Origin of the sequence: Corynebacterium hiratae (genome assembly GCF_009708045.1) — a bacterium.
Classification (GTDB): Bacteria; Actinomycetota; Actinomycetes; order Mycobacteriales; family Mycobacteriaceae; genus Corynebacterium; species Corynebacterium hiratae.
This window is the reverse complement of record NZ_VIOG01000006.1, coordinates 172,629-196,313: the sequence shown is the minus strand read 5'-3', so window position 1 is coordinate 196,313 and position 23,685 is coordinate 172,629. Positions and strand designations below refer to the sequence as shown.

General features: G+C 62.2%; 22 protein-coding genes, 1 tRNA gene and 1 pseudogene. 18 read left to right on the top strand and 6 right to left on the bottom strand.

Going from position 1 to position 23,685, the window contains the following annotated elements; all coding sequences use genetic code 11:
* Positions 1-104: 104 nt before the first annotated feature.
* A complete protein-coding gene (locus FME68_RS07275) occupies positions 105-458 on the bottom strand; it encodes a cytidine/deoxycytidylate deaminase family protein (protein WP_230308926.1) in 354 nt (117 codons plus the stop codon).
* Positions 459-666: 208 nt separating this feature from the next.
* On the opposite strand from FME68_RS07275, the gene FME68_RS07270 reads away from it, so the two are divergent.
* Positions 667-1,212 (top strand): hypothetical protein, encoded by a 546-nt coding sequence (locus tag FME68_RS07270; RefSeq protein ID WP_154762294.1) that lies wholly within the window; start codon positions 667-669, stop codon positions 1,210-1,212.
* 35 nt (positions 1,213-1,247) lie between these two features.
* Here the strand turns inward: FME68_RS07270 and FME68_RS07265 are convergent, their stop codons facing one another.
* Positions 1,248-2,729: a multicopper oxidase family protein gene (locus tag FME68_RS07265; protein ID WP_158396916.1), complete on the bottom strand. Its 1,482-nt coding sequence runs from the start codon at positions 2,727-2,729 to the stop codon at positions 1,248-1,250.
* A gap of 71 nt (positions 2,730-2,800) precedes the next feature.
* Positions 2,801-3,376 (bottom strand): CueP family metal-binding protein, encoded by a 576-nt coding sequence (locus FME68_RS07260; protein ID WP_328287764.1) that lies wholly within the window; start codon positions 3,374-3,376, stop codon positions 2,801-2,803.
* A gap of 403 nt (positions 3,377-3,779) precedes the next feature.
* Between FME68_RS07260 and copR the strand changes: the two genes are divergently transcribed.
* The 5 genes from copR (at position 3,780) to FME68_RS07235 (ending at position 9,041) form a co-directional block, all read left to right on the top strand.
* Complete coding sequence (gene copR / locus FME68_RS07255) at positions 3,780-4,502, top strand: two-component system response regulator CopR (RefSeq protein ID WP_158396912.1); 723 nt, start codon at positions 3,780-3,782, stop codon at positions 4,500-4,502.
* Positions 4,499-5,626: a two-component system sensor histidine kinase CopS gene (copS, locus tag FME68_RS07250; RefSeq protein WP_070520402.1), complete on the top strand. Its 1,128-nt coding sequence runs from the start codon at positions 4,499-4,501 to the stop codon at positions 5,624-5,626. The genes copR and copS overlap by 4 nt, the downstream gene beginning before the upstream one ends.
* A 140-nt stretch (positions 5,627-5,766) precedes the next feature.
* Complete coding sequence (locus FME68_RS07245; protein WP_005276120.1) at positions 5,767-6,093, top strand: heavy-metal-associated domain-containing protein; 327 nt, start codon at positions 5,767-5,769, stop codon at positions 6,091-6,093.
* 51 nt (positions 6,094-6,144) lie between these two features.
* Positions 6,145-8,379 carry a copper-translocating P-type ATPase gene (locus FME68_RS07240; RefSeq protein ID WP_158396910.1) on the top strand — a complete coding sequence of 745 codons (2,235 nt, stop codon included), beginning with the start codon at positions 6,145-6,147 and terminating at the stop codon, positions 8,377-8,379.
* 47 nt (positions 8,380-8,426) lie between these two features.
* Positions 8,427-9,041, top strand: a complete 615-nt coding sequence (locus FME68_RS07235) for a YdhK family protein (protein WP_158396908.1) — start codon at positions 8,427-8,429, stop codon at positions 9,039-9,041.
* Positions 9,042-9,510: 469 nt separating this feature from the next.
* Here FME68_RS07235 and FME68_RS07220 read toward each other — a convergent pair.
* Positions 9,511-9,595: transfer RNA gene (locus tag FME68_RS07220), tRNA-Leu, on the bottom strand.
* 191 nt (positions 9,596-9,786) lie between these two features.
* On the opposite strand from FME68_RS07220, the gene FME68_RS07215 reads away from it, so the two are divergent.
* The 11 genes and pseudogenes from FME68_RS07215 (at position 9,787) to FME68_RS07165 (ending at position 20,938) form a co-directional block, all read left to right on the top strand.
* Positions 9,787-10,611 (top strand): FHA domain-containing protein, encoded by an 825-nt coding sequence (locus tag FME68_RS07215; RefSeq protein ID WP_158396906.1) that lies wholly within the window; start codon positions 9,787-9,789, stop codon positions 10,609-10,611.
* Between the two features lie 45 nt (positions 10,612-10,656).
* Positions 10,657-11,109 (top strand): FHA domain-containing protein FhaB/FipA, encoded by a 453-nt coding sequence (locus tag FME68_RS07210; RefSeq protein WP_070444458.1) that lies wholly within the window; start codon positions 10,657-10,659, stop codon positions 11,107-11,109.
* Positions 11,106-12,438 (top strand): annotated as a pseudogene (locus FME68_RS07205) (PP2C family protein-serine/threonine phosphatase). Before FME68_RS07210 ends, FME68_RS07205 begins: the two are co-directional and overlap by 4 nt.
* On the top strand, positions 12,439-13,791 hold the full coding sequence (locus tag FME68_RS07200; RefSeq protein WP_070702536.1) for an FtsW/RodA/SpoVE family cell cycle protein: 1,353 nt from the start codon (positions 12,439-12,441) through the stop codon (positions 13,789-13,791).
* Positions 13,788-15,218 (top strand): penicillin-binding transpeptidase domain-containing protein, encoded by a 1,431-nt coding sequence (locus tag FME68_RS07195; protein ID WP_158396904.1) that lies wholly within the window; start codon positions 13,788-13,790, stop codon positions 15,216-15,218. The genes FME68_RS07200 and FME68_RS07195 overlap by 4 nt, the downstream gene beginning before the upstream one ends.
* Positions 15,218-16,636, top strand: a complete 1,419-nt coding sequence (locus FME68_RS07190) for a serine/threonine-protein kinase (protein WP_328287760.1) — start codon at positions 15,218-15,220, stop codon at positions 16,634-16,636. Before FME68_RS07195 ends, FME68_RS07190 begins: the two co-directional genes overlap by 1 nt.
* A gap of 6 nt (positions 16,637-16,642) precedes the next feature.
* Positions 16,643-18,583 (top strand): Stk1 family PASTA domain-containing Ser/Thr kinase, encoded by a 1,941-nt coding sequence (pknB, locus tag FME68_RS07185; RefSeq protein ID WP_158396902.1) that lies wholly within the window; start codon positions 16,643-16,645, stop codon positions 18,581-18,583.
* Between the two features lie 68 nt (positions 18,584-18,651).
* Positions 18,652-18,927: a cell division protein CrgA gene (gene crgA, locus FME68_RS07180; protein ID WP_010188168.1), complete on the top strand. Its 276-nt coding sequence runs from the start codon at positions 18,652-18,654 to the stop codon at positions 18,925-18,927.
* A 15-nt stretch (positions 18,928-18,942) separates the two neighbouring features.
* The gene (locus FME68_RS07175) at positions 18,943-20,019 is read left to right on the top strand and encodes a sensor histidine kinase (protein WP_158396900.1); all 1,077 of its coding nucleotides are present in this window, start codon (positions 18,943-18,945) and stop codon (positions 20,017-20,019) included.
* A gap of 48 nt (positions 20,020-20,067) precedes the next feature.
* Positions 20,068-20,310, top strand: a complete 243-nt coding sequence (locus tag FME68_RS07170) for a hypothetical protein (RefSeq protein ID WP_230308924.1) — start codon at positions 20,068-20,070, stop codon at positions 20,308-20,310.
* On the top strand, positions 20,285-20,938 hold the full coding sequence (locus FME68_RS07165) for a response regulator transcription factor (RefSeq protein WP_070523264.1): 654 nt from the start codon (positions 20,285-20,287) through the stop codon (positions 20,936-20,938). The genes FME68_RS07170 and FME68_RS07165 overlap by 26 nt, the downstream gene beginning before the upstream one ends.
* A gap of 778 nt (positions 20,939-21,716) precedes the next feature.
* Here the strand turns inward: FME68_RS07165 and FME68_RS07160 are convergent.
* Both FME68_RS07160 and FME68_RS07155 read right to left on the bottom strand, forming a co-directional pair.
* Entirely contained in the window at positions 21,717-22,361 is a 645-nt protein-coding gene (locus FME68_RS07160; RefSeq protein ID WP_328287759.1) for a rhomboid family intramembrane serine protease, read from the bottom strand.
* Positions 22,362-22,432: 71 nt separating this feature from the next.
* The gene (locus FME68_RS07155) at positions 22,433-22,963 is read right to left on the bottom strand and encodes a peptidylprolyl isomerase (RefSeq protein ID WP_039672975.1); all 531 of its coding nucleotides are present in this window, start codon (positions 22,961-22,963) and stop codon (positions 22,433-22,435) included.
* A gap of 69 nt (positions 22,964-23,032) precedes the next feature.
* On the opposite strand from FME68_RS07155, the gene FME68_RS07150 reads away from it, so the two are divergent.
* A complete protein-coding gene (locus FME68_RS07150) occupies positions 23,033-23,671 on the top strand; it encodes an HAD family hydrolase (protein WP_046648670.1) in 639 nt (212 codons plus the stop codon).
* Positions 23,672-23,685 lie beyond the last annotated feature (14 nt).

Here is a 23,685-nt window from a genome sequence, read left to right as displayed (position 1 = left end):
GTACGCGCCGCACCCGAGTGGTGCGGCTACCGGAAGTATCACCCCGAGCGCCGCGAGCTGCTACCAGAAACCCACTGAAGCGCTACCAGATAGTCACGACACTGCTACCAAATAGCCGGTCGCAACACATTGCTTCCGCGCACGATGCACCGGATAGACGGATCAGTATCAAATAGCACTTGGCGGCACTTTCCACAGGGCGAAAGCACCTGGCCAGTCGGACCATGGACGGCGACTACCGCTCGGATAGGATCCTCGGGATGACTAGCAGCGTGGTTAGCTAAGGCAGAGATTTCACCACAGGGGCCACCGAGAAAATGGTATGCGCTCAAACCGAGCACGTGTTTGCCGGATTCAGTCAGGAGGGCTGCGGCTACGGTGTGATCTACCCCGTCGTGGAAGCGCTGCGCATGGGTCGTGGCTACGGTCAGTAATTCTCGGAGTTCATTAGTAATCATCCTTCAAAGGTAGCTGTTACTGCCACAACTCCTAAGCCCAAGGGATCACAAATCTGTCGCTGTCATTCACGGTAAATAAGGGCGAAAAACTTCGAATTTCTGGCCGCTATAATTCCCCGAAGATATCAATAACCCCGGCGATTTACTCCTACTTTCGTAGTGCAGGGATCGTTCCGGGGGTTTTCAAAGCGCACATCATCATATCCATATGGATAATCCAAGCCCAGCCCAAGTACAGCTGTCCCAGTGGTTTTCATCTGCGCGAATGAGCAGGTACGCCGATCATCCATCACCAGAAACGCTCTACCTTTGGAATACTCACCTCACGAAGACCTATCTTGCTGACATCGAACACCTGGAAGTACTCCTCCGAAATAGCATTCACAATGCCCTAACCGGAAGGTATGGCGAGCGATGGTTTGACGACGATCGAATACCTTTCAACGATGCAGCAAAGAAGAATATCCGCAAAGCAAAGAACCGGGCCGGGAAAAAGGATGCACCACTAGGAAAAATCATCGCTGAACTCAGCTTCGACTTTTGGCGCTTCCTCCTAAGCAGTCACTATCAGGCGAGCGTCTGGCCTCAGGTTAAGAAGGCGTTGAAGAAAACCCCTGGCAGCAGACAGCAGTTTGAAGATCTTGACTCCGTTGATAACGCCATCCAAATGGTGGCAAGCTTTATTGATCCTCATGCCGAAGCATGGATCAAGGACAATTCCCGAGTCCCCGATATACGGGCACAACGACCTTAGCTGTATACCGCAGGACAAAGCGGAAAAGAGCCGGGTTACTCGTAGCGAAGCGAGCTGAACATCCCGGTTTCCATGTGATAGGCGTTATGGCAGTGAAATGCCCACTCACCGGGGTTGTCAGAGATCAGGTCGGCGATCATGGTTTCACCGTGGCGGAGAAGGACGGTGTCCTTGCGTAGCCCGCCGCTGCCGGGCAGCGCCCACGTGTGACCGTGGATGTGCATGGGATGGGGCATCATGGTCCTGTTGCGCATGACCATCCGCAGGCGCTGGCCCGCCTGCACGGTCGCGGAGGAGGATTGGCCGTCGGTGAGAATGCTCCATTCATACGGCATCATCTGCCCGCCCAGGTCGATGCTGACTTCTCGGTCTGGTGTGTCCTCGGGCAGGAGTGCACGGTCTGCTGGCTTCAGGGAGGACAGAAGCAGTCCGGTGGACGACAACTCGGGGAAGTCGACATCGGGGTGAGGGGCCTGGCCGCCGGCGGTGCGGATGACGGCGAAGGCGCGGTCGTCTTTACCCACCGCCAAAGCCGTGAGCGGGAAGATGCCGTCGCCGAGGATGACCTCGACGTCGACACGCTCGCCCATCGACAGGTAGATCGATTCGGTCTCCCGGGGCTGGACAGGGAAGCCGTCGGTGTGGGTGACGGTCATGCGGTGACCACCGAGGGCCACCTTGAAGATGGTGTCACCGCCGGAGTTGATAAACCGCAGGCGGGCCTTGTCACCCGGGCGAGCCTCGAAGGTCCGGTGAGCACGGGGGATACGTCCGTTGATGAGGTAGTGCGGATACATCACATCGCCGGCATCCCCGCCCAGTACCCGGTCCGGGGTGCCGTGCATCATATGGCCGTGGCCTCCCATCCCCTTCTTCCCGTTATGGTCGCCCGAACCCATTCCGGTGAGCTTGTCGAGCTCATCGTCGGGAGTGCCCTGAATGCCATCGACCCAGTCGTCGAGCACGATGGTCCACTCGACGTCCTGGTCCTCAGCGTCTTGCGGGTCACGGACGATCAGTGGGGCGTGGAGGCCGCGATCAAGCTGCAGGCCGGAGTGGGAATGGTAGAAGTAGGTGCCACCGTGGGGGACTTCAAAAACATAGGAGAAAGACTCGCCAGGTTCAATGGGGTCCTGGGTCATGCCGGGCACACCGTCGGCTGCGTTGTGGAGTGCGATGCCATGCCAGTGGATGGAGGTGCTCTCAGGCAGTTCATTGGTGATATCGACCTGGAGGACGTCGCCGACGGTGGCCTCAATGGCCGTATCCCCGGTGTCAGAGACGTATCCCCACGTCTTGGCTTCGATGCCGCCGATATCCAGAGAGAGGGGCCGGGCGGTCAGTGTCCGGCGCACCGTCGGCTCACCGAGCGCAGTGGGGGTGGGAGTGGGGCGAAGAGAGGAACCTGGTGCCGAGGCAGCGGGTCCAGGGTCGCTGGTGCAGGCGGCCACGGCCCCAGTGCCGGCGAGAACGAGCCCGCCGAGCAGAAACTGTCGTCGGGAAAACGCGTTCATCATGATTTAACCTTCCTTGGTGCTAGATTTCAGTGACACGGGAGACAGGCGCAGGTGAGGACCCTGCTGAGCCATCACGTCAGGCGCAGGTCTGTGACACAGGTGGCACCGTCGTCGGCGGTGGAAAACTCCGCGGTGCCGGTACGCCCCTGGTAGCTGACCTCAATCAGGCCGGTGGCATCATCGGGAAGCCAGAAGCCAATAAACCCGTTGTCGAAGGTGGTTGTCGCCTCGTCCACCAGCACCTCACCGGTCGCCTCATCGGTGATCGTGACCTGGATATCCTCATGGTCGAGTTCCCCCTGGCAGGTCGTGAGGCTGTGGTAGAAGCAGTCGTGGGTGGAGGTGAGATAGGGTGCGATCGATACATACGTCTGATTGTCGGGAAGATCGACCACGACTTCCTGGTCATCGCTCGAGAGCAGCAGTTCATCGGCACGCACTGAGGCGATCAGATCCGTGGGACGCTCCGTGACCTTCTGCCGGTCGAGGTGATCAATGATCTCCACCGCGTCCATGCCGGCCAGGCCATGGGTAGTCAGGAATGTATCCTGGGACACCGTCCCGTCGGCGGTGGGTTCCGGGTCGGCGGCCGAACACCCCGTGAGGGCGAGGGCAAGGGCGGCGGCTGCGATCGCTGCTCGTTTCACGTCAATCTCCTTGGATCGTGGTAAGACCGTGAGAAGACACCGCCTCAAGGTCGATGCCATACCTTTATCTAGCACGGGTGCCTGACGGACTAGAAATCAAAACCCCTGCTCACAGCCTTATAACAGGCCGAAAAGGGGGCGAATTCGGTGGGCTGGGTCACCACCGGGACACCACCCCACAGCCGTGGGCGATGTCCTTCTACCCGCCCCGGGTATGCGGTGCAGGCAGTGAAATCCCTGGTGGCGCCTGCTGAACCGACCAGGGGAGGCGATGCCGCCGGCCCGGGGTGGGGCGCAGGGGTGACGGCGGTCGAAGGGTGATGTTTGAAGATTTGATGAAGATTTCCCCGCTGGGCACTGAGCGAGGGTGATATTCCCCCTGGCCGGAGCGATACTGGGGTCCATGGCTAACCGCACACCGACCACCGCCACGCCCCCGGGGCGGGTGCTGGTCGTCGATGATGAACAACCCCTGGCTCAGATGGTGGCCTCCTACCTCATCCGGGCCGGCTTCGATACCCGCCAGGCGCACACCGGCACTCAGGCCGTGGACGAGACCCGTCGCTTTTCCCCCGATGTTGTGGTGCTGGATCTGGGGCTGCCCGAACTCGACGGCCTGGAGGTGTGCCGACGGATCCGCACCTTCTCGGACTGCTACATCCTCATGCTCACCGCGCGTGGCAGCGAGGACGACAAGATCAGCGGTTTGACCCTGGGGGCGGATGACTACATCACCAAACCTTTTAGCATCCGGGAACTGGTGACCCGGGTGCATGCGGTGCTACGCCGCCCGCGCACCAACACCACCCCACCGCAGGTGACCACCCCCTTGATCGTTGGTGACCTCATCCTTGACCCCATCGCTCATCAGGTGCGGGTAGGGGAGACGACCGTGGAGCTCACCCGGACGGAGTTCGAGCTGCTGGTTGCCCTGGCCCTGCGCCCCGGCCAGGTGCTGACCCGCCACGACCTGGTCACCGAGGTCTGGGACACCACCTGGGTCGGTGATGAACGCATCGTCGATGTCCACATCGGCAACTTGCGTCGCAAGCTCGGCACCGACACCCGGGGCCGGGGGTTTATCGACACCGTGCGTGGCGTGGGCTACCGGGTGGGGCAACCATGAATCACGGACCCGGCCTGACCTTCCGCTTCCTGGCCGCCCAGGTGTTGGTCGTGGTGATTAGCCTACTGGTGGCCGCGGCCGTGGCCACGATGGTGGGTCCGACCCTGTTCCATGATCATATGTTGATGACCGGCCAGGAGGACCCCTCGCTGGAGCTGTTCCATGCCGAGCAGGCCTACCGGGGCGCCAACCTGATCACCCTGGCCGTCGCCCTGCCCACCGCCTTGATCAGCGCCCTGCTGGCCAGCCTGTGGTTATCGCGTCGTCTGCGCACCCCCCTGCAGGATCTCACCCGCGCCGCTACCAGCCTGACGGCCGGCAACTCCCGTATCCGCGTGCCCGCCGGAAAAGCAGGCCCCGAGGTCACCACCCTGGCGCATGCCTTCAACACCATGGCCGACCGGCTGGAACACACCGAACAGGTCCGCCGCCAGATGCTCTCTGATCTGGCCCACGAAATGGGCACCCCCTTATCGGTGCTCACGGTCTACCTCGATGGTCTCCAGGACGGGGTCGTGGACTGGAATAATGCCACCCACACGATCATGGCTGACCAACTCACCCGCCTGACCCGGTTGATGGAAGACATTGACGATGTCTCCCGGGCCCAGGAACACCGGATCGATTTGGACCTGGCGGAGGAAGGGCTCGGGGATCTGCTCCATACCGCCGCTGCTGCCGCGGGGGAAGCTTATGCTGACAAAGGCGTCGATTTACAGGTCGAGACCATTACGGACACCGCCCGGGTGCTCGTGGACCGGCAACGCTTCGGCCAGGTGATGAGCAATCTCCTGTCGAACGCGCTACGGCACACCCCGGCCGGCGGGCAGGTCCGGATCAGCGTCCACCGACAGGGGGCGTCCACCGCGCTCATCCACGTCGCCGATGACGGCGAGGGCATCCCACCTGACCAGCTCGGACACATCTTCGAACGCTTCTACCGGGGGGATGCCGCCCGCACCCGGGACAACGGCGGGGCCGGTATCGGTCTGACCATCTCCAAGGCATTGATCGAGGCCCACGGCGGCACTCTCACCGCCACCTCCCCCGGCCCCGGTCGCGGAGCGGTCTTTGCCCTCCGCCTCCCGCTGTCCCCTCCCGACAGTGAGGAGGCTGCTCGGTGACCACACCCTGCCCCGCGTGAGGGCCGCGACCTCGACCCATTGAAAATATACCCCCCTGGGGTATGCTGAAAATATACCCCCGGGGGGTATATGCTAGAGAGCGGCATCGTCGCACCCCACCGAACCGAAGGAGCTTTCCCATGATCACCTCCCCGCCCCGCCTCTTGCCGATGGCCTCCCACGGCTGCAGCTGTTGCGGACCTGCCTCACGTGCCGACACCGCCTCCATCCCTGCCGCCAGCGACTCGTCAGCAGGAGGGTCCTCCCCTAGCTACCAGGTCACCGGCCTGACCTGCGGGCACTGCGCGAAAAGCGTGACCCAGGCCCTTCAGGCCCTCCCCCAGGTCGACGACGTCCAGATTGATCTCGCTGCTGGTGGTGTTTCCACCGTCACGGTCACCGGTGTCGTACCTCCGGAGATGGTTCGCCGGGCCATCGAGGAGGCCGGCTACACCGTCTTATCCTGATCAGTTTTACTCACCATCTCGACCCCGACCGGGTTGAGCGAAAGGAACGTCATGAGCACTCCCCACCATTCGGGTGATCACCATGGTGATCACCCCGCTCCGGAAACAGACCACACCCACCACCCGGATCATGCCAGCCACGAACACCACGCAGATGCCGACACCCACGGCCAGGCGATGCCCCACGATCACCCGCACTCCGCCCTGGACGAAGACCACCACGTTCATAGTCACGGCGAACACGCCGGACACAGCACCGCAATGTTTCGGGACCGCTTCTGGTGGTCGCTGATTCTGTCCATTCCCGTCGCTATTTTCAGTCCCATGGTCGCCCACCTGCTCGGCTACCACCTCCCGGCATTCCCCGGATCCACCTGGATCCCCCCGGTGCTAGGCACGATCATCTTCGGCTACGGCGGAACGCCTTTCCTCAAGGGTGGATGGAAAGAACTGAAATCCCGCCAACCCGGGATGATGCTCCTGATCGCCATGGCCATCACCGTGGCGTTTGTCGCCTCCTGGGTCACCACTCTGGGGCTGGGCGGTTTTGACCTGGACTTCTGGTGGGAGCTGGCCCTGCTGGTGACCATCATGCTGCTGGGCCACTGGCTGGAGATGCGCGCTCTCGGGTCCGCGTCCTCCGCGCTTGACGCGCTGGCTGCCCTGCTGCCGGATGAGGCCGAGAAAGTCATCGACGGGACCACCCGCACCGTGGCCATCTCCGAGCTGGTCGTCGACGACGTCGTGCTGGTGAGGGCCGGTGCCCGGGTGCCGGCCGACGGAACCATCCTCGACGGAGCCGCCGAATTCGATGAGGCGATGATCACCGGCGAATCCCGTCCCGTCTTCCGCGACACCGGTGACAAGGTGGTCGCCGGTACCGTGGCCACCGACAACACCGTCCGCATCCGGGTGGAGGCTACCGGCGGGGACACCGCCCTGGCCGGGATCCAACGCATGGTTGCCGACGCCCAGGAGTCCTCCTCCCGGGCCCAGGCCCTGGCGGATCGGGCGGCGGCGTTATTGTTCTGGTTCGCGCTGATCTCCGCTCTGATCACCGCGGTGGTGTGGACCATCATCGGCAGCCCGGACGATGTCGTGGTGCGCACGGTCACGGTGCTGGTCATCGCCTGCCCGCATGCCCTGGGCCTGGCGATTCCGCTGGTCATTGCGATCTCCAGCGAGCGGGCCGCGAAATCCGGGGTGCTCATCAAGGACCGGATGGCGCTCGAGCGGATGCGCACCATCGACGTGGTGCTCTTCGACAAAACCGGCACCCTGACCGAGGGTGCGCACGCGGTCACCGGTATCGCGGCAGCTGTCGGCGTCACCGAGGGCGAGCTGCTGGCCCTAGCCGCCGCCGCGGAGGCCGACAGCGAGCACCCCGTGGCCCGCGCCATCGTGGCGGCCGCGGCCGCCCATCCCGAGGCCTCCGGTCGGCAAATCCGTGCAACTGGTTTCAACGCCGCCTCCGGCCGGGGGGTCCGGGCCACTGTCGATGGCGCTGAGATCCTCGTGGGCGGGCCGAACATGCTGCGCGAGTTCAACCTCACCACCCCGGCCGAGCTCACCGACACCACCAGCGCCTGGACCGGGCGTGGGGCCGGTGTGCTCCATATTGTCCGCGATGGTCAGATCATCGGTGCGGTAGCCGTCGAGGACAAGATCCGCCCCGAATCCCGCGCCGCCGTGAAAGCCCTGCAGGACCGCGGGGTGAAGGTCGCGATGATCACCGGCGACGCCCAGCAGGTGGCCCACGCCGTCGGTCAGGACCTAGGCATTGATGAGGTCTTCGCCGAGGTCCTGCCCCAGGACAAAGACACCAAGGTCACGCAGCTGCAGGACCAGGGTTTGAGCGTGGCCATGGTCGGTGACGGTGTCAATGACGCCCCCGCTCTGACCCGCGCGGAAGTCGGTATCGCCATCGGTGCCGGCACGGATGTGGCCATGGAATCTGCCGGGGTGGTCCTAGCCAGTGATGACCCGCGGGCAGTGCTGTCGATGATTGAGCTGTCCCAGGCCAGCTATCGCAAGATGATCCAGAACCTGATCTGGGCCTCTGGCTACAACATCCTCGCCGTGCCGTTGGCCGCCGGAGTGCTCGCCTCGATCGGGTTCGTGCTGTCCCCGGCCGTGGGCGCGATCTTGATGTCTGCCTCGACCATCGTGGTGGCCCTGAACGCCCAGCTGTTGCGCCGCATTGATCTGGATCCGGCTCACCTGGCTCCGACCGACGGGAAGGAGGAACACAGTGGGTCGATATCCCCCGTAACCGTTACTGACTGACCTTGTCTCTCGACCCCTAACTCACACCACCTTTGAAAGGAACGCTCATGAAACGCAGCATTACCCTCGCCGCCTTGGTACTGACCTCCACCCTGGCGCTGACCGCCTGCAGCGACGCCACCGACAACTCCGACGATGCCGACACCACCAGCACCACGACGGCAACCGCAGAGACCAACGAGACCCACCAGGAAGACACCACCACTGCCGACGAAGAGCACGGCGGGCACGACCACCCTGCCGACGGCGGGGCACCGCCGGCAGGCATTGAAGAGGCCGAGGATCCCACGTACCCGGTGGGCACCGAGGTCATCCTCACCGCTGACCACATGCCCGGCATGGACGGGGCCACAGCCACCATTTCCGGGGCGTTTGACACCACGACCTATTCGGTCAGCTACACCCCCACCGAGGGTGGGGCCCCGGTTACCGACCACCGCTGGGTCGTCCATGAGGAGCTCGTCGATCCGGGTCAGGCCCCCCTGCCCGACGGGGCGAGCGTTGTCCTGGATGCCGAGCACATGTCCGGCATGAAGGGTGCTGAGGCCACCATCGATTACTCCACCGAGGAGACGGTCTACATAGTTGATCTCACCGTCGACGGGATGACGATGACCAACCACAAGTGGGTCACCGAGAGCGAGATCCAACCCGCCGAATAGTCCACCCACCCTGAACCGCGAGACCAGACAAGGCACCCGCTCCAGAGTCGGTCATCAATCGCTGCCGACCATGCCGAAGCAAACCAGCCACACACGGAACCTGCACGCCCACAGGGCCCACGCTGAGGTAGGCCTTCTGTGTCACTGCTTCTCTTAGTCAGGGAAATATGCCCTGGAATGACCCTGGTGACAGGAGTTCATTCCAGGGCTTTGGGTGCTGTTGCAAAGTTGGGGCAGTAGGAAGAGCGACGTGAAATAATCACAGCCATGGGTATCTTCTCCGGTCGTCATTTCCCCCGTGACATCATTCTGTGGGCAGTGCGGTGGTACTGCCGCTAGGGGTGAGCGGAGTTAGAATGTAAATCCCTAAATCCCGACCGCTCAAGTTCAGAAAAACAAAGAAACCGAAGGTCACGAACTCTTTCGAGTTTGTTACCTCCGGTGTCGCAGTTTGTTCAACTGCTCAGCGTGCCCGGGGCGGGACTTGAACCCGCACGTCCTATAAGGACACTGGCACCTGAAGCCAGCGCGTCTGCCAATTCCGCCACCCGGGCAGGGTATTGATGTCTTGGCGACTAGCTAACTTTAGCACGCAGCCCCAACGAATCTACAAATCCGCTGGCAAACCTGAACTTTCCAGGGAACTTTGCCGCGCGCGTCTACGTTAAGTCAAGGAAAGCACCTTATACTGATCGCTGCTATATCTCTCCCTGAAAACATCCCGAAAGGAGGACGGCGTTACCCCATGGCATTTCTAGACAAGCTCGCCAAGCTGGATTCTTCCCTGCAACGCGGACTGGACAACGGCATGGCCTTTGTCTTCGGCGGCAAGGTCGTCCCCGCTGAGATTGAGGAGCTTCTCAAGCAGGAGGCGCAGGACAATTTGTCCCGCGGTGATGATGGCAAGCTGTATAGCCCCAACGTCATGACCGTCGGCGTATCCTCCAAAGATATCGAGAACCTCTCCCAAGACCGGGGTGTTCCCAAGGATCTAGCTGAACAGCTCACCCGCTTCATCCGTAACAGTGGCTGGTCCCTCGCCGGGCCGGTCATCGTACGCATCGCGGAGGAGTCGGGACTGCGGACTGGGCAGTTGCGCGTGTCCTCCTTTTTGGATCACGAGCCCACCGAAGAAACCGGATTTGATGCGATTTTCCACCACGACCATGGTCAGGAGGACTCTATGACCCAGCCGCACAACGCCGATGAGGCCGCAACCACCGCCTTTATGGCGCCCACCCCGAACCAGCCGGCGCCGCAGGGCCCAGCGGTAACACTCATGCTGCAGGACGGCTCCTCCCGCGTCTACCACGTGCAGGAGGGCTCCAACATCCTGGGCCGCAGCAATGACGCAGACCTGCGCCTGCCGGACACGGGTGTCTCCCGCCAGCACGCGGAGATCACCTGGAACGGCCAGGACGCCGTGTTGGTGGACTTGCAATCCACGAACGGCACCACCGTGAACGACACCCCAATTGAGAACTGGCTGCTTGCCGACGGCGACGTGATCACCCTCGGCCACTCCCACATCGAGGTGCGCATCACCGGCCTTGAGAACCAAGGCTACTAAGCCGCCTCAGCAACTTTTCCAGATTTTTTAACGTAAGGACTTTCCATGGATTCGATCGTGCTGCTCTCGCTGCGCATCGGCCTGCTGGTGTTGCTGTGGCTGTTCATCTTGGCCGCACTCAACGCCATGCGTCGCGATGCCAATAAGGCCGCCGGCGTCTACCAGGCATCGTCCCCGGTGAAGGGGGCCCAGAGGCGTCGCGAAGCGCCGCGTGAGATCACCATCGTGGACGGGCCACTGCGCGGTTCCCACATGGAGCTAGGCACTCTTGAGGACTGTACGATGGGCCGCGCACAGGACTGTGACTTTGTCACTGGTGATGATTTCTCCTCCGGTCACCACGCCCGTTTGTTCCGCAGGGGCAGCGAGTGGTTCGTGGAGGACCTCGAATCCCGCAACGGCACCTTCGTTGGTGGCGTTCGCATTGACCAGCCAGAACGAGTCGGAGTCGGCTCCGATATCAAACTTGGCCGAACGACCGTGAGGTTGATGGCATGACTTTAAGCCTGACTTTTACTGCAGTGACGGACCGCGGACTGGTACGCGAAAACAACGAGGATTCCGCCCACGCGGGCCCGCACCTGCTGGTGCTTGCCGACGGCATGGGAGGCCACGCAGCCGGCGAGGTTGCCTCGACACCATGGTGGAGCACATGGCCTCCTCGAGCGCGATCCAGGCGATAATGACATGCTGGCGCTCCTTGGGGCCGCAGCGGAGGACGCCAACGCGGCGATCCGCGAGCACGTGGACGAGCACCCGGAGACCGAGGGCATGGGCACCACGCTGACCGCACTGCTCTTCAACGGCTCCGAGTTCGGCGTATGCCACGTGGGTGATTCCCGCGGCTACCGGCTACGCGAGGGCAAGCTGACCCAGATCACCAAGGATGACACTTATGTGCAGTCCCTGGTGGATGAGGGCAAGCTCGACCCAGAAGATGTGTCATCCCACCCGCAGAAGTCACTGATTCTCAAGGCCTACACGGGCCGCCCGGTGGAGCCGACACTCTTTATGCTCGATGCTGAACCGGGCGACCGGCTGCTCTTGTGCTCGGATGGCCTCTCGGATCCAGTGACGGCCTCTACCATCGAGCAGGCGCTGAAGCAGGGCACGGTCGAAGAGGCCGCCACCACCCTGCGGGATCTGGCGCTGCGCTCCGGCGGCCCGGACAACGTCACCATCGTGGTGGCAGAGGTCGTGGAGGGAGAGGGTGATGAGAACGCCCCAGTGACCGTGGGCGCGATCCAGGGCGTCGTCCCGGAGCCGACGCACCCGGATTCCTCCGCGAGCCGTGCTGCCAAGCTGATCTCGCCCCCAAAAGCGCAGGCCGCTGAGGAGGAGCCTCAGGACGAACCACAGCGGCGGCCCCAGCGAAGCCGGATTGGGTGGAAGGTCATTGCGTGCCTTGCCATCATCATCGTGCTCGTCATCAGCGGCGGGCTCTGGATGAAGAATTATCTGAGCAATAACTATTACGTGGCCACGGATGAAGAGGGCGTCCTCACCATCCAAGAAGGCGCGGACTATGAGATCTTCGGCCGCCCGCTACACCACACGTATCAAAATGCCTGCTTGAGCAAGGAGAACGCGCTCAAGTTGGGGCACGGCGCCTGCGACGGTGATTTCGCACCGTTCGCGCTGAAGGATTTGCCCGAATCCGAACGCGCTGCCGTGGGCAATCTGCCCTCCGGTTCTTATGACGAGGTGCAAACGCAGCTTTCGCAGCTTTCGGACAAGGCGCTCAAGCCCTGCCCGAAGGCGTCGAAGGACGAGAAAAACAAAGATGCCAAGAGCGAATCCAAAGGAAACTGCCGGGAGGTGAAGTAGATGAGTAAGTTCTTTTCCCGCGGCACCGAGTTCGGCCTGCTCGTGCTCGCCACCGTGGTCTTCGCCATCACCCTGGTCAGCCTCGAGTTGTCGCAGGGCAACGTGCTGACCCTCGATGTCCTCTACCTCATCGGCGGTTTCATCGGCGTCTTCGCCGTCGCTCACTTGGTGCTCTGCTTCCTCGCACCCTACGCGGATCAGCTCATGCTGCCCATCGTCGCGGTGCTCAACGGTACTGGACTCATCTTGTTGCAGCGCCTCGACCTGGCGAATGGCGGCGGCCTGGCGGTGCGGCAGGTGATGTGGACCATCGTGGGCCTCATCCTCTTCGCGCTGGTGCTGGTTCTCCTGCGTGATCACCGCTCGCTCACCCGATACTCCTATATCCTGGGCGCGCTCGGCCTCATCCTCCTCGCCTTGCCCCTCGTGTGGCCGCAGCCGCCGGGAGTGGACGCCCGCATCTGGCTGTGGCTCGGACCCTTTTCCATCCAGCCGGGTGAGTTCTCCAAGATCCTGCTGATTTTGTTCTTCGCCATGCTGCTGACCCAGAAGCGCTCGCTGTTCACGGTGGCCGGCTACAAGTTCTTGGGTATTTCCCTGCCGCGCCTGCGGGATCTCGCCCCCATCCTGGTGATTTGGGGCATCGCGATTGTCATCATGGGCATTTCCAATGACTTCGGCCCGGCTCTGCTGCTGTTTAGCACCGTGCTCGGCATGCTCTTTATGGCCACCAACCGCGTGAGCTGGCTGCTCATTGGCGTGATCCTCGTGGGCATCGGTGGCTTCGGCATCTACCAGGTCTCGGAGAAGATCCAGCAGCGCTTCTCCAACTTCCTGGATCCGCTGGCTAACTATGATTCCACCGGCTACCAGCTCTCCCAGGCGCTCTTCGGCATGTCCTCCGGCGGCATTACCGGCACCGGCCTAGGCCAGGGCCACCCGGACATGGTGCCGGTGGCGCACTCCGACTTCATCCTGGCCGGAATCGGTGAAGAGTTCGGGTTGGTTGGCCTCGCCGCAGTACTTGTGCTGTTTGCCATGCTCGTCTCCCGCGGCTTCCGCACCGCGCTGACCTGCCGCGATACCTACGGCAAGCTGGTCTCTTCAGGGCTGGCCCTGACGCTGGCCGTGCAGGTCTTCGTCGTTACCGGCGGCATCTCCGCGCTGCTGCCCATGACGGGCCTGACCACGCCGTTCATGTCTGCGGGTGGTTCTTCGCTCATGGCCAACTACATGCTGCTGGCCATCCTGCTGCGCATCTCCAACGCGGCACGCCGCCCGGCGCGCGAGCTGAGTTCAAACGCACCCACTGACACGTCCATGTTCCCCGCCGTCCAGGAGGCCACGCGATGAATAGATCGATCCGCCTCGTTTCCCTCTTTGCCCTGATCCTTACCGCCGTCCTCCTGGTGAACCTCACGGTGGTGCAGGCTTTTTCGACAGACAAGTACGCCCACAACCCTAAGAACGTTCGCGGCTACCTGGAGATGCGCACGACCCCGCGCGGCCAGATCTTCGCTGGCAACACGGTGCTGGCGCAGTCCACTGCCGACGCCGAAGGCAACTACTCCCGCTCCTACCCCGCTGACTCCCCGGCCTTTGCCAACATCACCGGCTACCTCTCGGAGCGCTTCGGCGCCTCCCAGCTGGAGGCCTCCCAGAATGACATCCTCAATGGCAAGGATGATTCGCTGCTGGCGCGCAATTGGCTCGATATGTTGTCCGGCAAGCCGCAGAAGGGCGCGAACGTCGAGGTCACCGTCGATCCGGCCCTGCAGCAAACCGCCTACGATCAGCTCGCTGGACCGGGCTATAACGGCGCGGCCGTGGCCATCCAGCCCTCGACGGGCAAGATTTTGGCCATGGCCTCCACGCCCAGCTTCAACGTCTCCGACCTCGTAGGGGGCAACGCGGCCGAGACGTGGGATCAGCTGCAGAATCAAGAGGGCAATCCGCTCATCAACCATGCCACGCAGGACACCCTGCCCCCGGGCTCGATTTTTAAGATCATCACCACGGCTGCCGGCCTCAACAACGGCTTTAACCCGGACTCCACGCTCACCGGCGCGGCGTCCATCACGCTGCCCGATACCGTCACGGAGCTGACCAACGACGGCAACCGAGCCTGCGGCGGCGCAGAGAGCGTCACCCTACATACGGCCTTCGCGCTGTCCTGCAACACGGCTTTTGCGCAGATGTCAGAGAGCATCGGCGCCGATGAGTTGCGCAAGTATGCGGAGGGCTTCGGCGTGGGTGAGAAGTACTCGCTCGGTGTGGAGACTTCCGCTGGTGCGCTGGGCGAGCTTGGCGACGGCGCCCAAGTCGCCCAATCCTCCATCGGCCAGCGCGACGTGACCATGTCCGCCCTGCAGGCGGCTATCATGGCCGGGACCATCGCTAACCAGGGCAAGCGCATGGAGCCTTACCTGATCAACCGCATCACCGATGCCCAGATGAATGAGCTGCGCTCCACCCAGCCACGCCAGGCTGCCGAAGCCGTCAGCGAAGAGACGGCCAACACCATCAAGGACCTCATGTTTGCCTCCGAGCACAGCACCTATGGCTATGACGGGAACGGTTTCGCTTCGAAAACCGGTACCGCCGAGCACGGCGAGGGCCTTGCCCCGCACGCGTGGTACGTGGCTTTCGATCCGGACAAGGACATCGCGGTAGGCGTCGTGGTCAAGGACGGCGGGCACCTAGGCCAGAATGCCTACGGCGGCCAAGTCTCCGCGCCCATCGGCCGCGCCATCCTGCGCGCATACGGAGGTGAGCAGTAGTGAGTAGTGCAGACAACAAAGAACACCTCCAAGCGCTGATCGGCGAGGACTACCAGCTGCAGTGGATCGTCGGCCACGGCGGCATGTCCACGGTGTGGCTGGCGGATGATGTCCGCAATGACCGCGAAGTCGCCCTCAAGGTCCTGCGCCCCGAGTTCTCGGACAACAACGAGTTTCTCTCGCGCTTCCGCAACGAGGCCAAGGCGGCAGAGTCCATCGATTCCGAGAACGTCGTGGCCACCTACGACTACCGCGAGCTCGAGGACAACGGCCGCACCTTCTGCTACATGGCCCTGGAGTACATCCGCGGCGAATCCCTGGCAGACCTCTTGGCGCGCGAGGGCGCGCTGCCGGAGACCCTGGCGCTCGACGTCATGGAGCAGGCCTCCCACGGCCTATCCGTGATCCACCACATGGGCCTGGTGCACCGCGATATCAAGCCCGGCAACCTCATGATTACCCAAAACGGGCAGGTCAAGATCACTGACTTTGGCATCGCCAAGGCCGCCGCCGCCGTGCCGCTGACCCGCACCGGCATGGTCGTCGGCACCGCCCAGTACGTCTCCCCCGAGCAGGCCCAGGGCTACGAAGTCGGCCCAACCTCGGATGTCTATTCACTCGGTGTGGTGGGCTACGAGATGCTGGCCGGCAAGCGCCCCTTCAGCGGTGATTCCTCGGTATCGGTGGCGCTGGCGCACATTAGTCAGGCGCCGGAGCCCTTGTCGACGTCGATTAGCGCGCCCACCCGGGAACTGATCGGCATGGCCCTGCGCAAGGACCCCAACACCCGCTTCGCTGATGGCAACGAGTTCACCAATGCGATCTCGGCCGTACGCCAGGGCCAGCGCCCGCCGCAGCCCAAATCCGCAGCACTCGCACCCATCGCTGCTGAACCTTCTCCCTCCGCCTCGACGGAAATGCTGGCCAACATGGCGCACCCCACCACGGTGCGCCCAGCCGTCCAGCCTTCTACACCAGAGCCGGAGGAGCGCCCCGCCAAGAAGGGTGGTTTCGGCACTGGGTTGCTCATCGCCGTGGCCATCGCCGCCCTCGTGGCCGTCGGACTCATGGCCTACCGGATGTGGGGGAACACGGCACCGACCCCACCACCAGCGCCGACGGAGGTCATCGTGACGGAGACAGTTGTGCCGGAGACCACGGAGGAAGAGGAAACGGAAACCCCCGAGACTGTCGAGATCACCACCGTCGAGGAGGAGCCGACCCGGGTCACCGTTACCACGACGCACTCGGTCATCCCCGCCCCACCGGTGACCACGGAACACACGACCCATCAGGACCCGCCCGAGTTCCCTACGGAGGAGACGCAACCGCAGGTCAATGACAGCCCAACGCCCGCGCCCGAACTAGACTCACAGAGCAACCCCACCGAAGAATCCGCACTACAGGGAGGCCAGTAACCCACCATGGTCAGTGATCGGTACCACCTCCGCCAGTCCATCGGCACCGGCGGCATGTCCGAGGTGTACGAAGCCGAGGACTCCGTTTTGGGGCGCACCGTCGCCATCAAGATGCTGCGCCCCGACATGGCGCGCGACGTCAACTTCCGCGAGCGTTTCCGCCGCGAGGCCCAGAATTCCGGCAAGCTCAACCATCCGAACATCGTTGCTGTCTTCGACACGGGTGAAAAGGACGTCGACGGCCTGATGGTGCCCTATATCGTCATGGAATACGTGCAGGGCCGCACCTTGCGCGACATCGTCCGTGAGGATGGCCCCATGCCGGTCGAAGAGGCAGCGCGCGTGCTCAAGCCGGTGGCGGATGCCTTGCAGTCTTCCCACGAGGCCGGGATTATCCATCGCGATATCAAGCCGGCCAACATTATGCTGACCAACACCGGCCAGGTGAAGGTCATGGACTTCGGCATCGCCCGCGCCCTGGATGATTCGACGTCCGCGATGACGCAGACCTCCGCGGTGATCGGCACCGCGCAGTACCTCTCGCCGGAACAGGCCCGCGGCAAGCCTGCCGACGCCCGCTCTGACGTCTACGCTTTGGGCTGCGTCATGTATGAAACGGTTACCGGCCGCACGCCGTTTGAAGGTGAAACACCTTTTGCGGTGGCTTACCAGCACGTGCAGGAGGATCCCGCACCGCCCTCCGAGCTCATCACCGAAGATCTGACGGAGCGGCAGCGCCTCGGCGTCGACGCCGTCGTGCTCACGGCGATGGCGAAACACCCTGCGGACCGCTACCAATCTGCTTGGGAAATGGGCGATGACCTCGAGCGTTTGGCCCAGGGCCAGCTGCCGGAGGCAGCACGCTCCCACGTCAACGATGAGGATCACCCCACCACGATGGTGGCACCCGTGGCCGCGCAGCACCGCGCACCGGTGGCCTCAACTCGCCCCTCTGAAGACGATGAGTCCGGCTCCGGTCTGAAGTGGCTGGCGGCGCTGCTCGCGGCCTCTCTCGTCGCCATCATTGGTTATTTTGCCTGGGACTTCTGGGATAGCTCCCGCCAAGAGGCCCGCGAGCGCGAGCAGGAGCAGCATGAAGCAGCCCAGCGCGCGAACATGGTGACTATCCCGAAGGTGGCCAACCGCCCGCGCAACGAAGTGGTGGAGGAACTAGAGAAGCTTGGCCTGCTGGTAAGCATCAACGAGGAAGCCAGCCCCGATGTACCGCGCGGCAAGGTCATCCGCATCAACCCTGCGGAAGGCTCAGAGCTGCAGAAGAACTCCTCGGTCACGCTGACGGTGTCCTCCGGCAAGGAGGTCACCGAGGTCCCGGATCTCACCGGCATGAAGCTGGATGAAGCCACCGCCGCGCTGGAGGAAGCCGAGCTAGAGCTCCACACCGACGTCGAGCAGGTGAACGATGAGGCCCCTGCGGGCGAGATCATTTCCCAGAACCCGGCGGGCGGTACGCAGCTGTCCAAGGGTTCGAAGGTGCGGATCACCGTCTCCAAGGGGCAGAAGGAAGTCAGCGTCCCGGATGTCAGCGGCATGGATCGTGAGCGCGCGGTCGAGATGCTGTCCTCCATGGACTTTGACGTCAACGTGAACTCGGTGGACTCTGAGCTTCCGGAAAACCAGGTGCTCAGGGTCGTCGAGAAGGGCCAGAAGCTGCCCAAGGGAAGCCAGGTCACCCTGGAGGTCTCGAACGCGATGCTCATCCAAGCACCGGACCTGACGCATTCCACCCAGCAGGAAGCCGAATCCGCGCTGCGCGCCAAGGGCTGGTCCGGCTCCTTCGAGGTGGGCGAGCGCATCCCGACCTCGAACCCGATCGACAGCGACAAGATTGGGTGGGCGTCGGCAAGCCGCGGCGATGTCATCCGCAAGGATGAGACCATCCACGTCCGCTTCTGGGAGTTTGACCCTGCGGCGCTGCTGCCGCAGTAGCTCTCATTGCCGCAGCTGCTAAGGTATTCCACAGATTAACCCCCCCTATTCTTCGTGAAGGTGTAACAATGCCAAAGTCCAAGATCACGACGGAGGGCTCCGCACTCCCGCAGTCCTCCAGCTCTGCTACTAACCGCACCCCGGTCAAGATCAACTCTGAGGGCACCCCGAAGTGGTACATCGCCATCATGCTGGGCCTCATGCTCCTCGGCCTGCTCTGGCTGGTGGTGAACTACCTGGCAGGTGAGTCCATCCCATTCATGCAGGAGCTGGGCCCGTGGAATTACGGCATCGGCTTCGGCCTGGCCATCATCGGCCTGTTGATGACGATGGGCTGGCGTTAGTTTTCATCGCCGCCAATGAACTCCTCGAGGTTCTATAGCGTCGCCGGTGTCGGCTGCATCATTTTGGTGATGCTCACCGTCACGGTGGACAAAAGCTTCCTCACCCCTGGCGCACTCGTACTCGCCGGCCTCGGTGTCACGCTGACGCCGCTGGCCCTCCGCTACCCTCTTGTGGCGGCCTGCGGGTACGGTGCGCTTTTTGCGCTCGCTATGTGGTTTTCCGATTGGCGGTCTTTCCTGCTCTTGGCGTGGAGCCCCGTCATCGTCGGCATCGTGGCGTTTCGCACGCGCTGGCTGTGGGCGGTTCCCCCAGCGGTGGCGTACACCTACATCGTCACGACGGATCCTTCGATTAATTATCTGCCTGTTTTCGACCCGTTAAATCTGTTGATACCGCTCGTCTTGTATGCGGTGGCCATCGTCATTGGGGCCGCGCTGCGAAAAACCCGGGACCAGCGTCTTGCCGCCGAACAGCGCGCCGCCGAGCAACGCGAGGCGCTGATGACCGCCCTTCATGATTCGGTGGCTGCGACGCTAACCTCCGTGGTCATGCGCTCCGAAACCTTGGCGCTGACCCAAACGGACCCTTCCGCGGCTGACTCCGCGGAAGCGATTGCTAACGACGCCCGCCGGGCCATGGGCGAGGTCCGTGATCTATTGCGCGTGATGAAGAATGAGAGTGTGACTCAGGGAGTTAAATCCTTGGAAGAAGACCTCGACACCATGGTTAGCTTCCTGAGCAGCCACGGCTTCCACTGCGAAGCACAGATCAATGTAGGCAAGAACGGGGAGCTTGCACTGCCGGAAAAGCTATCCCTCGTGTTCTCCGAACTCGCCGTGAACATCCTCAAGTACGCCCGCCCCGAATCCCGTGTCAGCATCGAGGCAACGAGCACCTCCAAGACCATCGACGTGGTGATCACTTCCGTGATTGCGGCTCAGCAATCACGCCAATACATGACGACGAATCTGGGCTTGGGTGAAATCGCGCGCCGCGTTCGCCGAATGCACGGCAGCTTCGGCAGCGGCAAGGAAGGCGAGCGCTGGGTCACACGCCTTTCTCTTCCCACCGCCTGCCTAAGAAAAATATAGTAAGCTTTCCCGGTAGTCCGCCGTTTCTTAAATTCCAAAAGGTTTGACATGCGTACTTCCCTCGCCGTTGCCGCCGCAGCTCTCGCACTGTTTTCCGCACCAATCGCCAGCGCCGCTGAGGCTCCTGCTGAAACCACCGTTGACACCGCTACTGAGAACACTGAGTCCACCGGATTCACCTTCTACAAGTCTTTCGCGGCGAATTCGCCGACCACTTCCGTTGCTCCACCAGCCCCAGCGCTGGTGGTGCGGCTAAACTGTTCCCATGAGCATTCGGGTTTTCCTCGTTGACGATGATGAGCTCGTTCGCTCGACGCTCCGCGTCTATTTCCAGACCACCGAAGACATCACGGTGGTCGGTGAGGCAACCAATGGTGCGGATTGCTTGGCGCAGCTTGAAGAAGCCAAGCCGGACCTCGTCCTCGCCGATATTCACATGCCGCACATGGACGGCATTACGCTGCTCAAGCACCTTAACTCTGCACCAAATCCCCCGACGTTTTTGGCCGTCACCGCCTTCGACTCGGATGACACGATGCTGAAGATCCTGCGGGCGGGCGGCGCGGGCTATATCTTGAAGAACCAGCGCCCGCGCTCCATCATCGAGGCTGTCCGCGCCGCCGTGGAGGGCGGCACCGTCGTGGCACCCGCCGCCATGCATCGCCTAGTGGACTACATCGGTGAGCCTGCCACCCCACGCGATCCCGTTGCCGCCGCCATTGAGAGCCACGAGCTTCACGACGCCGAAATAGCCGTCCTCAAGCTCCTCCTCGCCGGTAACTCAAATTCAGAGATCGCTGCCGCCACTCACTATTCCGAGTCCGCCGTGAAGAAGCACGTCTCGCGCCTCATCACCATCTTCGGCGCCAGCACGCGCCTGAACCTGGTGGCCAAGATTCTGGGCGGCGCTGGCTCTTAAGCCCGACTTCGCTCTAGCGACAGAGCCGACCTAGGACATGGGTGGGTGAGCTACGCCACTCTTGGCACTGCTACCTGGTGGTTTTCGGCGGCATGGCGGGATTTTTCCGCACTAAATTGACCCAAGTCAGGGCATCCCTGGAAAAGGCATCTGACAAAAGGCATCTTTGGGTCTAAAAACGCCATCTGCAAGGCGTAAAAGGCGTTTTCAGCCGTGAAAACGCCTTTTGACTGATGCCTTTTATCAGACGCCATTTGTCGGATGCCTCCAGCATGTCGATGGAGGCACGCAGATGTTGCGCGTTGCGAGGGGATCGAAGAAGGTAATCCGTTTCGCGAAGATACGTGCAGTGCTCTACGGAAACGGTATTGTGACCCGACTTTGGTCATGAGCGGGTGAGCAACGCCACTCTTGGCACTGCCACCTGGCGGTTGTCGGCGGTGGGATGGGATGGGATTTTTCCGCACTAAATTGACCTAAGTCATGCCAAACACCCCGCAACCAGAGCACTGTTAACACCTTGGGTACAAAGTTATCCACAGGGTGGGGATAACTCTGTGGACAACGAATTCCACAGCCTTTCTCCACACCCTGTGGATAAGTGTTTTCACGCTTCCCACAGCCCGCACAAAAACTTCGAACACAACCTAATACGCTGCTGATCTGCGGTTATCTTGGCCCACACGTTCGGTAAATTACAAAAATGTAGTTATCCACAATGTGGATAACTGATGTGGAATTCTTTCGCACAAAGGTTTTGGTGGATAACACGCCCAAGTTATCCCCAAAGCCCAGCTCGCAGCGCCGCTGCAACAACAGCTATCGCCCCGATAAGCCATATCCCTAGCCAACGCAGCCACGCGCGCTGACGAAAGAGAAATGGTGCCAACAGCAGTCCTGTGAACAAACCACCCAAGTGCCCCCACACGGAGACGTTCTCCGCTACGAAGCTGTAGATGACGTTGGCTACAACGAGAACGATGGGCGCGCGCAGGTCTAGACCGCGGCTGCGGTACACACCAATGAGTAGACCCATGAGCGCAAAGAGGGCTCCGGAGGCGCCCACCGTAGGCGTGTCAAAATCCATCCACAGCACTGCGACGGAAGAGCCCACAATGGAGATGAGATAGGCCGCCGCATACAGCGCGCTACCCAGAGTGCGCTCTACTTCCCTGCCCACAAAAAACAGCATCACCATGTTGACGAGGAGGTGCCCGGCGTCGAGATGCATGAATCCAGCCGTGAGCACCATGGAGGGATGAGCGGCCACATCCGGCCCCCACAACGTCCAGTCCTGAGCCAAGGAGCTTTCGTAATACGGGGTAACCAGGGTCTTGGCCTGGATGGCCGTGGCCAACCATGCCCCAATGCACAGCACCATGAACACAACGGTGACCGGCGCCGAACGGAGATAATTCTTCACGCAGACTCCTAAAACAACGAGCCCGCCACCACATCACGTGGCAGCGGGCTCGGATGAAAAGTTAAGAACGCTTAGGCGATCTCGATGGACTCGATGACAACGTCCTCAGCCGGACGGTCCATGCGGTCGGTGGAGACCTTAGCAATCTTGGACACAACTTCCTGGGAAGCCGCGTCGGTGACCTCACCGAAGATGGTGTGGTGGTTGTTCAGGTGCGGGGTCGGCGCCACGGTGATGAAGAACTGGGAGCCGTTGGTGCCCGGGCCGGCATTCGCCATGGCCAGCAGGAACGGGCGGTCAAACTGCAGCTCCGGGTGGAACTCATCCTGGAACTGGTAGCCGGGGCCGCCACGGCCGGTACCGGTGGGGTCACCGCCCTGGATCATGAACTGGTCGATGACGCGGTGGAAAATAGCGCCATCGTAGAACGGGCCGGACTGCTCGCCCTTGGCGTTCTGGGTGGTGTAGTCCTTCTCGCCCTTGGCCAGGCCGATGAAGTTCTCAACGGTTACCGGTGCGTGGTTACCGAACAGGTCGATAACAATGTCACCGTAGTTGGTGTGCATCGTTGCAGTTGCGGTCTTCTGAGTCATGCCAGCCATTGTATGGAAATTTCGCCCGGTGCGTCGTTCCGGCACAACGCTGTGAGCGATCTGCGTAGGGTTACAAGCATGATCCGCGCCATTCTCTTCGATCTCGATGACACCCTCATGGACCACACCGCCGCGATGCACGCAGCCGTTGAGGAGTGGTTGCCAGGCGGGCATCACGAGCGCTTCGCGGAAATTGAAAAGAAGTGGTTCGCCGCCTACGAGCGCGGCGAGGTTTCTCATCAGGGCCAGCGGGTGGAGCGCTGCCGCGAGTTCCTGGGCCGCCCGGAGATGACGGAGCAGGAGGCGCTGGCGGAATATGCCAAGTACCTAGCCGCCTACGAGAAGCATTGGTGCGCGGTGGAGGGCGCGCGGGAAGCACTCGAGTATGTCCTGGATTTAGGGCTCAAGGTCGGTGTGCTCACGAATGGGGCGCGAGACATGCAAATGGGCAAACTGCGGGCAGGCGGGCTCGACCTGCCAGGCGTTGAGCTCTTCCCCACCGTGGAGATGGGCCATCCGAAGCCGCACCGAGAGGCCTACCTTGAGGCTTGTCGGCGACTGGAAGTGGAGCCTGGCTCCACGCTGATGATCGGTGATTCGGTGGCCAATGATGTCGAGGGCGCCCGGGCCGCGGGGCTCAAAGCGCTGCACTTCGATAGGGCCGGAAACGGAGACATCGCCGCGCTCAGTGAGCTGACGGCGATGGGCTACTTTTAAAAGGTTTAAATCCA